A 12,605-nucleotide genomic window follows, 5' to 3' on the forward strand; every position below is an offset into this window, starting at 1 on the left:
GTAGTCCCGCTAGACGGCCAGACCGCGGGCCCGGAGTTGCGTCCGAAGGTCGGCCGCACCGGTGAAGACCTCGGCGTCGAGACCGACCGCGCGGGCACCTTCGACGTTGTACGCCATGTCGTCGGTGTAGAACGTCCGCGCCGGGTCCAGGCCGAAGCGATCGATGAGGATCCGGTAGATCTTCTCGTCCGGCTTCACCGTCTGCTCGACCCCGGAAACGACCTCCCCGTCGAACCGGGTCAGGATCGGGAACGCGTCCTTCGCCACCTCCCACTTCTCGCCGGAGAAGTTCGTCAACGCGTACGTCGGCAGTCCGAGCGCCTGGATCTCGGTGATGACTGCGGCAGTGTCCTCGAAGACGCCCTTGACCATCTTCAGCCAGCCGGTGTCGTACGCCTCGATCCACTCGGCGTGCTCCGGGTGCAGGCTGGTCAGCTCCGCGATCGCCTCGGTCCACGGCCGGCCCTCGTCCTGCTTGTGGTTCCAGGCCGGAGTGGTCACGTTGGTCAGGAAGTGCGACCGCTGTTCCGCGTCGGGAATCAGGTCGGCGTAGAGGTAGTCGGGGCTCCAGTCCAGCAGTACTCCACCGATGTCGAACACCACCGCGTCGATCGTCCTGTCAGTCATGCCCGCAACCCTACGAGACTCGTGGAAAAGGGTGCGGCGGCCTTCACATTGCGGAGTACTGGCACGGTCTCGATGGCGGTGATGTGTTCGATGGCGCCGACGCGCTGGGTGAGGTAGGTGTGCAGTGCGTCGGTGCTGGCGCAGAGTGCCTGGGTGACGAGGTTCGTCCGGCCGGTGGTCGCGGCGACGAAGCCGAGCTCGTCGTGCTCGGCCAACGCCCGGCCGACGGCGTCCAGGTGCGCGGGCGGAACGGACAGGAACAACATCGCGCTGGTGGTGAACCCGAGCGCCACCGGATCCACGTCGACATCGAAGTAGATCGCTCCGCTCTGCTGCAGCTCGTCCAGCCGGCGCGCGACGGTCGCCGCCGACCAGCCCGTGCGTACGGCGAGATCCGCGTGCGTGGCCCGCCCGTCCTCGCCGAGCGCGGTCAGCAACTTCCCGTCGCCGTTCCCCAACGGCCTGACAGGTCCCCGATCGGCCGCGGCCGTCGTGAAGGCCGCCTCCTGCGCCGCCGTCAGACTCTTCGCCCGCCCACGCCAGGCCGTCGGACCACCGACGTACATGTGCAGCAGGTAGTGCGCGGAGACCGACGTGATGCCGGTCGTGCGCGGGAGGTCGTTCAATAGGAGAGCGCTTCCGTCGGTCGGGGTGCTGTTCACGATCGACACGATCTCGGTCCCGCCCGCGGCGAGCTTGATCCAACTGGTGTCGGAGCGGCGAGCGAGTGCGCCGGCGAGATCCTGCGCGACCTGCGGGGCCGCGGTCAGGCGAACCAGCCACAGCGACCGCCCGGCCGCCTGCGGGTCCGGGAGGCCGACCACGCGCAGTCCGGCTTCGGCCCGCAACCGGTTGAAGCGACGGGCAACCGTCTGCGTCGAGACCCCGAGAACCTCCCCGATCCGGCTGTACGGCGCTCGCCCGTCGAGCTGCAGCGCATGGATCAGGGCTCGGTCGATCGAATCCACCATGTGAAGATCATGACCTAGAGACCGCTCTCTTGGAATGTTCTCGCAGATCTCGTCCAGTTTGTGGAGAGAAATCGAGCTCGATCCGACTCTGGTGACATGAACAAGCGATGGATCGGGCTGATCGCCCTACTCGTGGCCGAGGCCATGAACCTGTTGGACGCGACGATCGTCCAGGTCGCTGCGCCGGTGATCCACGGGGACCTCGGCGGCCCGGCCGCGGACATCCAGTGGTACAGCGCGGCGTACACGCTGCCGTTCGCGGCACTGCTCATCACCGGTGGCCGGCTCGGCGATCGGTACGGCCGGCGGCGGATCTTCCGGATCGGCGTTGCCGCCTTCGTGCTCACCTCGACGACCTGCGCGCTGGCGATGACACCCAGCCTGCTGATCGCGTCGCGTGCGGTCCAGGGCGCGGCGGCCGCGCTGGTGATTCCACAGACCATCGGGCTGATCAAGGCCGGATTCACGGGTGACGCACTCGCGAAGGCGCTCGGCACGATCGGTCCGGTGATGGGGCTCGCCGGTATCTCCGGGCCGCTCCTCGGCGGGTTCATCACCGAGGTCAGCACGTGGCGCGCGGTCTTCCTGGTCAATGTGCCCCTGGGCCTCGCCGTGCTCGCCCTTTCGTCCCTGCTGCCCGAGTCAGCGGCTCCGCAGCGGCCGCGGATCGACGTACTCGGGACGGTGTTGCTGACCGGCGGCACCGCGCTCATCGTCTACCCGGTCTTGCAGTCACGCGACTGGTACCTGCTGATCGGCGGAGCCGTGCTGCTCGGGCTGTGCCTGTTGCGGGGCAATCTGATCGAGACGAGCCTGTTCGCGCACCGTGGTTTCGCTCCGGCGTTGGCGACCTCGACCCTGTTCTTCGCGGTGATGAGCGGGCTGACGCTGGTCGTCGTACTGCATCAGCAACTCACGCTGCACCACGGCGTCATGCGCGCCAGCCTCGCGTTGCTGCCGTGGTCGGCCGCGAGCGGGATCGCCTCACTGGTCGCGGGTCAGTGGCTCGTCGCCCGGTTCGGATCACGGCTCATGTACGCCGGTCTCGGCGTACTGCTCGTCGGGCTGGTCGCTGCGCCGTACGCGCTCCTGCCTGCGTTGGCCGTTGGTGGCGTCGGGGTCGGGCTGTTCACGACGGCGTTCTTCACAGAGGCGTTGCACCGAGTGGAGCCGCACGAAACCGGCTCCGCGGCCGGACTGCTCAACGCGGTCCAGCAGTTCGGTGCGACGCTCGGCGTTGCGGCGTTCGGCACGATCTTCCTCCACCACCCGACCTCGCTCGACCGCGCTGTGTGGATTGCGGCCGCGGTCGTCGTGGTGACGGTAGCGACCGCTCACCTCATGCGCTCGCCGCGTTTCCTGCGTTCGCCTCGGCACGGGCGTGGAGCGCCGGAGCCAGCGAGTACTGGCCGATGAAGATCGCCACACCGAGTACGGCGCAGCCGAGCCAGGTGACTGTGGGGCCGAGGTGCTCGAGGGCGTTCGTGCCGGCCAGCGGGCCGATCACGGTGCCGACACCGAACGCCATCCCGGACAGACCCATGTAGCGGCCGCGCAGATCGATCGGCGCGAGGTCGGCGAACACCGCGCCGATCACCGCGGCGAACCCGATCTCCCCGATCGTCCAGACCACGACCGACACCGCGTACCCCCACCAGCTGTGCACGACCGCGCCCACGCCGAAGCCGAGACCAACCACCAGCATCGAAGCCGCGAGCAGTTTCGGCCGGTCCAGCTTAACGAACCACTTGCCGAGGAACGGCTGGACGAGCACGATCACCACACCGTTGAGCGCGATCACCAAGCCGTACGTCCGGGACGACAGACCGTCCTCCGACATCGCCAGCGGCAGGGTCGAATAGCCCTGCATGTAGATCGTCGCGTAGCCGATCTGGATGAGGATCATCAGCAGGAATACGGTGTCGCGGACGACCACCGGCAGCAGCGACCGGCGTACCGAATTGTCCTCGGGTGCCGGGCGGCTCTCCGGAACCATCATCCAGATGACCAGGCCGGCAACCACCGACGTGGCCGCATTCACCCAGAACAGCAGGCCGTACCCGAACGATGCCAGCACGCCCGCACTGACAGTCGAGACGGAGAAGCCGAGGTTGATCGCCCAGAACAGCAGGCCGTACGCGCGGACCCGTTCGGTCGGCTGCAGCAGGTCCGCGACCGTCGCCTGGACCGCTGGGCGGAACAGGTCACCGAGCAGGCCGACCAGGAAGGCCGTCACCCAGATCAGCGCCATCGAACGGGCGGAGCCGAGCAGGACCAGCGCGACGCCGGTGCCGAAGAAGCAGATCAGCATCGTCACCCGGCGCCCGACCCGGTCGGACAACCAGCCGCCGACGAGTTGTGCGCACACGGTCCCGGCACCGACAGCGGCCGCGACCGCTCCCGCCGTACCCGCGGAGAGGTGGCGGTCGTGGGTCAGGTAGAGGACGAGGAACGGTTGCACGAAGCTGCCGAGCCGGTTGACCAACTGGCAGACCCACAGCGCCCAGAAGGCCCGCGGGAGGGCGGTGTGGGTGGGGTTGCCGACGGCGACTGCACTCATGGGATCAACTCTCGGGTCCGGACGAGGCATTGTCGACGATTAGGGTCAGGACTAATCTTGGCCGGGTGATCACGATCAGGCTGAACGCCGGGGACGTCGGACGGATCCGGTTCGCGCTGTCTCCGGTGTGGGAGGCCGTGACGAGTGTGCGGGCGTTGAGCAACAACACCGCGCGGAGTGTGCACGGGCCCTGGCTGCAGAAGGTCCGGCCGACGATCGAGGGCGACGACCTGACGTTGCTCAGGGCCCTCATTCCGTCGTCCGGGTACATCCCCGACTTCATGACGCCGGCGCCGCCGCGGCGGTCCACCAGTCTGGAGTCGGGCCTGGCCGCGATCGCCGCCACGCCGTACGAGCTGGTGGCGGACGAGCTCGGGAAGCTGCACCACGACACCCCGCACCCGCTCCTGCCGGAGCTGATCGCGCAGCCGGCCAAGGCGCTGGAGCTGATCACGTCCGCGCTGGAGACGTACTGGCGGCGGGCGATCGAGCCGGACTGGCGGCGGATGCGGTCGCTGCTGCAGGAGGACCTGGCGTTCCGGCTGGACGAGCTCGCGAGCGGCGGGATCGAGCGGCTGTTCCGCAACCTGCATCCATCGATCTGCTACCGCGGCGACCGCGTCGAGATCGACCGGCCCTTCCTGTGCGACGGCGAGCCGATGGGCGGGCAGGGCTTGCTGCTCGTGCCGTGCGTGTTCACCTGGCCGGCCGGACTCGCGGTCACCGCGGCGCCGCACGTGCCGACCATCACCTACCCGCCCCGCGGCCTGGGCCGCCTGTGGGAGGACCGCCAGGACACCGCGGACTCACCCCTCGCGGATCTGGTCGGCCGCACCCGGGCCGCAATCGTCGGCCACCTCGACCTCCCGATGTCCACCACTCACCTGGCCCACCAGCTGGGGGTATCGGCACCGACATTGAGCGTCCACCTCAGCATCCTCCGCAACGCCGGCCTCCTCGACTCCCGCCGCGACGGCCGAGCCGTGCTGTACCACCGCACTCCCCTGGGTCACCAACTCCTGGCCGCATCAACTCAGCTCGCGACGACCGCGTAGCTACTCCCTGACCTGCGAGAGCGCTGCCGCGTCCGCACGATCCTTGGCCGCGATGCTTCCTCGCGTGGGACGGCTTTGCCTGCCGGTCCAGCCTTCAGGTCAGCCGAAGCTCGGTGGGTCGACCTGGATCCGGACTGTGCCGGGGTTCTTCTTGGTGGTTCGGGCTGATTGGGATTCTTTGAGGGCTCGGACGAGGGTGGGGCCGTGCTGGCGCGGGGTGCGGACCACGGCTCGGACGGTTTCGTCGTCGACGTCCACCGGACCCAGGACCTCCAGACCCGCGGACGGGGGGACGAGGTCGCGGAGGCGGGTGATGAGGTCGGTGACCGCCTCGGAGGGGCCGGTGAGCTCGGCGAGCTTGGCGGCGGGGGCCAGGCGGGCGGTGCGGCGTTCCTCGATCTCCCGCATCGCGTATCCCTCGGGGCTCCAACGGACGATTGCCTGCAACGGCAGCGCGGACGGGTCACCGACGAGGATCACGGTGCCGCCGTCGCGCGCCGACCGGACCAGAGCGGCCGCGTTGAACCATCGGCGTACCGCTTCTTCCGGCGCTCGCAGATCCGGACGGGCAAGCATCAGCCAGGTGTCGAGCAGGACGGCCGCGGCGTACCCGCCCTCGGCAACCGGCTCGGCCCCGGGCGTGGTGACGACGAGCGCCGGCGTGTCCGGTACGACGTCGAGCATGTTGTCGCCGCCCGACGTCCGCACCACCACCCCGGGAAACGCCCGCCCCAACTCCTCCGCCGTACGCCGCGCGCCGATGATCGCCGCCCGCATCCGGGTGTCGCCGCACTCCGGGCACCGGTGATCGGCCGCCGGCCGCCCGCAGACACTGCAGCTCGCCGGCCCGGATCCACCGGTCCGACGCAAGGTCCCGCCGCAGGTCGAACACCGCGACGGCGCCCGGCAGGTCTGGCACACCAGGCTCGGCAGATACCCGGCGCGTGGGACCTGGACCAGCACCGGCCCCGACTGCAGCCCGTCCCGCGCGATCTCGAACACCCGGTGCGGCAACCGCGCCGCCCGCGCGGCCGGATCACGCGCCAGGTCGATATCCGACTCGCCCGCGATGTGCACCGACGGCGCCGCCGCGCGGATCACCTTCCGGTCCGCGATCAGCTCGTGCGCGAACCCGGACTCGATCAACGCCGCCGCCTCCGCGGACCGCGCGAACCCGCCGAGCAGGGCCGCACAGTTCTGCCGGAACGCCCGCAGCAGCAGGACTTCGCGCGCATGCGGGTACGGCGCGCGGGGCTCGGCGTACGACTCGTCGCCGTCGTCCCACATCGCCACCAACCCGAGATCGGTGACCGGCGCGAACGCGGCCGCCCGCGTCCCGATCACCACCCGCGCGCACCCGCGCAACCCGGCCAGGAACGCCCGGTACCGAGCCGTCGGCCCCAGGTCCGCGGACAGCGTGACGAAGCCCGACTCCCCCAGCACCGCAGTACACGCCGCCGCCAACCGCTCCAGATCACGCGCGTCCGGCGCCAGCAGCAACGCACCCCGCCCGGAAGCCGCACACACCGCCGCAGCCTGTGCGAACGCCAGCGCCCAATCAGCACCCGGTACGGCGGTCCACACCGCGCGCGGCGACTCCTCTCGCGCAATCGCATCGAGAAAGCCAGTCGGGTACGGCGACCACTCGGAGCGCGACGTCGACACCGGCGGACGCGGTGGCTGATCGCATCGCAGTGGCTCCGCTTCGACCTTCGCGTGCCGCGGCGGGACCGCCAGCCGGGTGACGTCCGCGAGCACCCCGGCGTACCGATCGGCAACCGCGCGACACAGGTCCGCGATCTCCGGGGTCAGCACCCGCTCAGGCGAGACGACCTTCCGCAGCCGGGCCAGCTTGCCGTCGTGATCCGACTCCGCGAGCCGCTCCAGCACGAACCCGTCGAGGTCCTTGCCGGCGAACCGCACCTTGACCCGGGCGCCCGGCTGAGCGGCCCCGGCCATGTCGTCGGGCACCAGGTAGTCGAACGGCCGGTCCAGGTGCGGGAGCGACACATCGACCGCGATCCGGGCCACCGGCAGCGTATCGGTGATCTCGGCCGGCTCTTTGGTCCGGGATTTGCGCACGGTGTCCCGCAGCAGCGTCAGTTGCTCCGGCGAGTCCGATGTCACCGGGAAATGCTAGTCGTCGGGGACGACAGTGCGCTGACGCACTGCCGTCCCCTGTGGACAACTCCTGCTGGACTGACTTGTCGACCTACTTGTTGACCGCGGCCTTGAGGGCCTCGACGCGGTCGGTGTGCTCCCAGGTGAAGTCCTCACCGGTCCGGCCGAAGTGGCCGTTGCGGGCGGTCTGGGCGTAGATCGGCCGGAGCAGGTCCAGGTCGCGGATGATCGCGGCCGGCCGGAGGTCGAACACCTCGCGGACCGCGTCGGCGATCTGGTTCACCGGAACCTTCTCGGTGCCGAACGTGTCCACGTAGAAGCCGACCGGCGCGGCCTTGCCGATCGCGTACGCGACCTGGCACTCGACCCGGTCCGCGAGGCCCGCGGCGACGATGTTCTTCGCCACCCAGCGCATCGCGTACGCCGCCGAGCGGTCGACCTTGGACGGGTCCTTGCCGGAGAACGCGCCACCACCGTGCCGCGCCATCCCGCCGTACGTGTCGATGATGATCTTCCGGCCGGTCAGCCCGGCGTCACCCATCGGGCCGCCGATCTCGAACCGGCCGGTCGGGTTCACCAGCAGCTTGTAGTCGGTCGAGTCGATGTCGAACTGCTCGAGCACCGGGTCGACGACGTGCTTCTTGATGTCCGGCGTCAGCATCGACTCGAGGTTGATGTCCGCCGCGTGCTGGCTGGACACCACCACGGTGTCGATCCGGACCGCCTTGTCACCGTCGTACTCGACCGTGACCTGGGTCTTGCCGTCCGGCCGCAGGTACGCCAGCGTGCCGTTCTTGCGGACCTCGGACAGCCGCTCGGACAGCCGGTGCGCGATCGTGATCGGCAGCGGCATCAGCTCCGGCGTCTCGTTGGACGCGTAGCCGAACATGAGCCCCTGGTCGCCTGCCCCCTGCAGGTCCAGCGCGTCCTCGGACGCGTCCGAACGCGTCTCGTACGCCGTGTCGACACCCTGCGCGATGTCCGGCGACTGGCTGCCGATGGCGACCTGCACCCCACAGGACGCACCGTCGAAGCCCTTCAAGGACGAGTCGTAGCCGATCTCCAGGATGCGCGCTCGCACGATCCCGGGAATGTCGACGTACGCCGTCGTGGTGACCTCGCCAGCGACGACGACCAGACCCGTGGTGATCAGGGTCTCGACCGCCACGCGGCTCTTCGGGTCCTCGGCCAGCAACGCGTCGAGGATGGAGTCGCTGATCTGGTCAGCGATCTTGTCCGGGTGACCTTCGGTCACGGACTCGGACGTGAAAAGGCGCCTCGCCACAGTTCTCCCTCGGATTCCTCTCGTGCCGCACGATCGTTCCCCACGATCGCACGGTCCCCCCATGCACCGACGGTTGGCGATGCATCTTGGGCAGTATGCCAGCAGTTTCCGCCCGAGTCCCGGTGACGCTTCGAATTCATCCGACATGCGGGATTGTTGATCACATCTTGGACAGACGGCCCGGATTCAGGCGTGGGCGCCGACCGTCACCTCGCCGAGTGTGAGCGACGGCGCAGCACCGAGGATCGCGGCCAGCCGATCCACCTCGGCGTCGAGCAGTTTGCGGCGGCGACGGTTCAGCGAGGTGAGCGCCTCGACGGTGACATGCAGCGTCCGGCCCGACTTCTTCTGGTGCCAGACACCCGCGACGATGCCGTCGACGAGCAGGAGCGGGTAGTTGCCGGCCTGGCCGCGGGCGGTTGCCCGGGCGAACGCCTTGCCGGGGAAGAGCAGTTCCCTCGGGTAGCTGCCCACGCCGTACGCGTCGAAGTACGGCAGCAACCGCACACCCTCGGCCCGCTCGATGTCGGCAGCCTGGTCGTCGCCGGGGGCATACCATACGGTATGGTCTGCCAGCTCGACGCGGGGCAGATCGTCGAAGTACGGCTTGACCGTGGTCGGGGTGGTCTTGAGCCAGCGGGCGAACTGCTGCGGGGTCGCCGGGCCGTAGGAGTACAGGTACCGGTGCAGGAGCTCGGTGAGGGCCTTCTCGGCGGGCATCGGCTCGAACGGCCGGAGGCGGTGCGGGTTCGCGTAGGTCACCTGCCGGCCGCGCAACGGCCCGTGGCAGAGCACGCCCGCGTTCGCCGCGATCGAGGTCGCCTGCCGCCAGCGGGCCCACGCACCCTGGAAGGCGGGGATCGTCGGCTCCCGGGCCCAGGCGCCGGTACGCCGGACGACTTCCTCGGTCAGCTCGTCGACGGTCAGGTCGTCGTGCGCGAGCGCTTCCCCGATGGCCATGATCACCTGGTCGATCTCGTCCGCGGACATCCGGATCGGATCCGGCTGACTGCCGACCGATGGCAACGCCGACAACGCACCGGTCCACATCGGCAGATCCTCGAGCGGCAACAGGTGCACGGTCCCCCCGCGGCCCGAAGGTCTTCACGAGCCCCTCGTCCTCCTGCACAGTCGCCCGCGTCGCGCCACCGACCCGCATCGCGACCGACAACTCCCCCGCCACCGCGATCTGCGCATGCGCCCCACACATAGCCCGCACAGCCTCGACCGCTGACTCGAACCCCTCACCCAGCCCGTGCCGCGCCACCCGCCGCCCGACAACCGCTTCCCAGGAGATCTCCATACCGCTCACCTTAGGAAGAGAAGAGGACAGATCCTGTCCTCTTAGGCCCAGTGGGTGGCGACGAGGTTCCAGATGACGCCGGCCAGGGCGTCTTTGCTGCCGGAGGGGACTGGGAGGGCGGTGCCGGTGCGGTCGAGGATGACGGCTTCGTTGAGGTCGCTGCCGAAGACCTTGCCGCCGGAGACATCGTTGATGACCAGGAGGTCGCAGCCCTTGCGTTCGAGCTTGGCTCGGCCGAGCTCGAGGACCGTGTGGTCGGCGTCGCCGGTCTCCGCGGCGAAGCCGACGATGACCTGGTCGGGGCGGGCGCGGTCGTGCGAGATGGTCTGCAGGATGTCCGGGGTCTGGATCAGGTTGACTGCCGGCACCGCGCCGTCGGCGGTCTTCTTGATCTTGTGCTCGACGACGTCGGCGGGGCGGAAGTCCGCGGGGGCGGCCGCCATCACGATCGCGTCGGCGTCACCGGCGCGCCCGGTGATCTCGTCGTACAGGTCGCGCGTCGAGACGACCGGCACCACCTGCACGCCGGCTGGGTCCGGCAGCTCGGAGTTGGCCGCGACGAGCGTCACCTTGGCGCCGCGGGCGGCGGCGATCCGGGCGAGCGCATAGCCCTGCTTGCCGGACGAGGAGTTGCCCAGGTACCGAACGGGGTCGAGGTGTTCACGCGTGCCGCCCGCGCTGACAAGCACGTGCTTCCCGGTCAGGTCGGCCACCGACTGGCCGGCCGCGCGGGCCGCCTCGTCGGCGAGCATCAACTGGCTGATCGCGAAGATCTCGGACGGCTCCGGGAGGCGGCCGCGGCCGGTGTCGGCGCCGGTCAGCCGGCCGACGGCCGGGTCGAGGACCGTGATCCCGCGGGAACGCAGGGTCGCCACGTTCGCCTGGGTGGCCGGGTGTTCCCACATCTCGGTGTGCATCGCGGCCGCGAACAGGATCGGGCAGCGCGCGGTCAGCAGGGTGTTCGTCAGCAGGTCGTCGGCCAGCCCGTGGGCGGCCTTGGCGATCAGGTTCGCGGTCGCGGGCGCGACGACGACCAGCTCCGCGGCCTTGCCGATCCGGACGTGCGGCACTTCCTCGACGTGGTCGAACGGGTCGGCCGTCACCGGCTGCCCGGACAGCGCCGCCCAGGTCGCCGCACCGACGAACTCCAGCGCGGCCGCCGTCGGCACCACCCGCACGCTGTGCCCCGACTCGGTCAGCCGCCGGAGCAGATCACAGACCTTGTACGCCGCGATGCCCCCGCCGACGCCGAGCACCACATTCGGCCGGTGTTTGGCGGGAACGACAGAGTCCCCCGGGACGGCAGTGGTCCCAGGGGTGTGCTCTTCACCGGATCCGGACATCAGCAGACTCCGTTCCCGGGCGTCATCGCGGGGCTGGTTACTCGGACTTCTCCGCGGCTGCGGCTTCCGCCTCGGCCTCGGGGTCGATGTCGGTGCAGGTCAGGACGCCCTCGTTGATCTCACGCATGGCGATCGACAGCGGCTTCTCCTGGACGTGCGTCTCGACCAGCGGTCCGACGTACTCCAGCAGGCCCTCGCCGAGCTGCGAGTAGTAAGCGTTGATCTGCCGCGCCCGCTTGGCCGAGTACAGCACGAGCTTGTACTTGGAGTCGGTGTGGGTGAGCAGGTCGTCGATCGGCGGCGAGGTGATGCCGATGGCGACGGGCTGGTTGCCAGACAAGGTCAGCTCTTTCCAGAGATGGAGGGTGATCGAATCAACTTTACCAACTGATCGGCAGCCTCCCGAACCGAGGCGTTCACGATCGTCACGTCGAACTCCTTCTCGGCCGCCAGCTCCAGGACGGCGGTCTCGAGCCGGCGATCGCGCTCTTCCTGGGTCTCGGTGCCGCGGAAGACCAGGCGGCGGACCAGCTCGTCCCAGCTCGGCGGCGCCAGGAACACGAACTGTGCCTCCGGCATCGTCTCGCGGACCTGGCGGGCGCCCTGCAGGTCGATCTCCAGCAGGGCCGGCTGACCCGCGGCGAGCTTGTCGAGCACCGGCTGCTTCGGCGTCCCGTAGCGGGCCGCCTTGTGCACGACCGCCCACTCGAGCAGCTCACCGTCGGCGATCATCCGGTCGAACTCGGTATCGGAGACGAACAGGTAGTGCACGCCGTGCACCTCGTTCGGCCGCGGCTTGCGGGTGGTCGCCGACACGGAGATCCAGATGTCCGGGAACCGCTCGCGGATGTCCGCGGCCACCGTCCCCTTGCCGACGGCGGTCGGTCCGGCGAGCACGGTCAGCCGCGCCGGGTCGGGCCCGGCGGAGGTGGTCTGGTCGGGGTACGTGGTCATCGTCACACCAGTGTCCAACGAGCCGGCCAGCGTTTCGGTCTGGCTCACCCGCAAATCACTCCGCGAATTCGCGCTCGAGCGCGGCGATCTGGTTGGAGCCGAGGCCGCGCACCCGCCGCGTCTCCGAGATCCCCGCCCGCTCCATGATCTGCTGGGCGCGGACCTTGCCGACGCCCGGGATGCACTGCAGCAGTTGGTTCACCCGCATCTTGCCGATGACCTCGTTCGTCTGCCCCTCGTGGAGCACCTCCGTCGGAGACGCTCCCGAGTGCCGGATCCGGTTCTTGATCTCGGCTCGTTCACGCCGCGCCGCCGCGGCCTTGTCCAGGGCAGCCGCGCGCTGCTCCGGGGTCAAAGAAGGAAGTGGCACCGTTTCACCTGTCCCG

At 69.6% G+C, this 12,605-nt stretch carries 12 protein-coding genes; 2 read left to right on the forward strand and 10 right to left on the reverse strand.

Features of this window, described 5'->3' with window-relative positions; genetic code table 11:
- Window positions 1–9: 9 nt before the first annotated feature.
- Together OHA18_RS39870 and OHA18_RS39875 are read right to left on the reverse strand one after the other, a co-directional pair.
- The gene (locus tag OHA18_RS39870) at window positions 10–627 is read right to left on the reverse strand and encodes an HAD family hydrolase (protein WP_329000592.1); all 618 of its coding nucleotides are present in this window, start codon (window positions 625–627) and stop codon (window positions 10–12) included.
- Entirely contained in the window at window positions 624–1,598 is a 975-nt protein-coding gene (locus OHA18_RS39875) for an Lrp/AsnC family transcriptional regulator (protein ID WP_329000593.1), read from the reverse strand. Before OHA18_RS39875 ends, OHA18_RS39870 begins: the two co-directional genes overlap by 4 nt.
- Before the next feature lie 96 nt (window positions 1,599–1,694).
- Between OHA18_RS39875 and OHA18_RS39880 the strand changes: the two genes are divergently transcribed.
- A complete protein-coding gene (locus tag OHA18_RS39880) occupies window positions 1,695–3,014 on the forward strand; it encodes an MFS transporter (RefSeq protein WP_329000594.1) in 1,320 nt (439 codons plus the stop codon).
- On the opposite strand, the gene OHA18_RS39885 is transcribed toward OHA18_RS39880, so the two are convergent.
- Entirely contained in the window at window positions 2,938–4,158 is a 1,221-nt protein-coding gene (locus tag OHA18_RS39885) for an MDR family MFS transporter (protein ID WP_329000595.1), read from the reverse strand. The two genes, OHA18_RS39880 and OHA18_RS39885, sit on opposite strands and share 77 nt — an antisense overlap.
- 65 nt (window positions 4,159–4,223) lie before the next feature.
- Here OHA18_RS39885 and OHA18_RS39890 point away from each other — a divergent pair, with 65 nt between their 5' ends.
- Window positions 4,224–5,213: an ArsR/SmtB family transcription factor gene (locus tag OHA18_RS39890; protein WP_329000596.1), complete on the forward strand. Its 990-nt coding sequence runs from the start codon at window positions 4,224–4,226 to the stop codon at window positions 5,211–5,213.
- 99 nt (window positions 5,214–5,312) lie between these two features.
- Here OHA18_RS39890 and OHA18_RS39895 read toward each other — a convergent pair whose 3' ends face one another.
- From OHA18_RS39895 to mihF, 7 genes are all read right to left on the reverse strand, one after another.
- Window positions 5,313–7,340, reverse strand: coding sequence for a primosomal protein N' (locus OHA18_RS39895; protein WP_329000597.1), 2,028 nt, complete (start codon window positions 7,338–7,340; stop codon window positions 5,313–5,315).
- Window positions 7,341–7,425: 85 nt separating this feature from the next.
- A complete protein-coding gene (gene metK, locus OHA18_RS39900) occupies window positions 7,426–8,619 on the reverse strand; it encodes a methionine adenosyltransferase (protein WP_329000598.1) in 1,194 nt (397 codons plus the stop codon).
- A gap of 186 nt (window positions 8,620–8,805) precedes the next feature.
- Complete coding sequence (locus OHA18_RS39905) at window positions 8,806–9,690, reverse strand: DNA glycosylase AlkZ-like family protein (RefSeq protein WP_329000599.1); 885 nt, start codon at window positions 9,688–9,690, stop codon at window positions 8,806–8,808.
- A 273-nt stretch (window positions 9,691–9,963) separates the two neighbouring features.
- Window positions 9,964–11,265: a bifunctional phosphopantothenoylcysteine decarboxylase/phosphopantothenate--cysteine ligase CoaBC gene (gene coaBC / locus OHA18_RS39910; RefSeq protein WP_329000600.1), complete on the reverse strand. Its 1,302-nt coding sequence runs from the start codon at window positions 11,263–11,265 to the stop codon at window positions 9,964–9,966.
- 37 nt (window positions 11,266–11,302) lie between these two features.
- Entirely contained in the window at window positions 11,303–11,605 is a 303-nt protein-coding gene (rpoZ, locus tag OHA18_RS39915) for a DNA-directed RNA polymerase subunit omega (protein ID WP_325039561.1), read from the reverse strand.
- A gap of 2 nt (window positions 11,606–11,607) precedes the next feature.
- Entirely contained in the window at window positions 11,608–12,219 is a 612-nt protein-coding gene (gene gmk, locus OHA18_RS39920; protein ID WP_329006205.1) for a guanylate kinase, read from the reverse strand.
- A gap of 55 nt (window positions 12,220–12,274) precedes the next feature.
- Window positions 12,275–12,589, reverse strand: a complete 315-nt coding sequence (gene mihF, locus OHA18_RS39925) for an integration host factor, actinobacterial type (protein ID WP_329000601.1) — start codon at window positions 12,587–12,589, stop codon at window positions 12,275–12,277.
- Window positions 12,590–12,605 lie beyond the last annotated feature (16 nt).

The organism is Kribbella sp. NBC_00709 (assembly GCF_036226565.1).
In the GTDB taxonomy this organism is placed as follows: Bacteria; Actinomycetota; Actinomycetes; order Propionibacteriales; family Kribbellaceae; genus Kribbella.

Bases quoted from the DNA above. Each gene is read 5' to 3' on its own strand.
- OHA18_RS39870 (WP_329000592.1), bottom strand. From the start codon at position 627: ATGACTGACAGGACGATCGACGCGGTGGTGTTCGACATCGGTGGAGTA.
- OHA18_RS39875 (WP_329000593.1), bottom strand. From the start codon at position 1,598: ATGGTGGATTCGATCGACCGAGCCCTGATCCATGCGCTGCAGCTCGAC.
- OHA18_RS39880 (WP_329000594.1), top strand. From the start codon at position 1,695: ATGAACAAGCGATGGATCGGGCTGATCGCCCTACTCGTGGCCGAGGCC.
- OHA18_RS39885 (WP_329000595.1), bottom strand. From the start codon at position 4,158: ATGAGTGCAGTCGCCGTCGGCAACCCCACCCACACCGCCCTCCCGCGG.
- coaBC (WP_329000600.1), bottom strand. From the start codon at position 11,265: ATGTCCGGATCCGGTGAAGAGCACACCCCTGGGACCACTGCCGTCCCG.
- gmk (WP_329006205.1), bottom strand. From the start codon at position 12,219: ATGACCACGTACCCCGACCAGACCACCTCCGCCGGGCCCGACCCGGCG.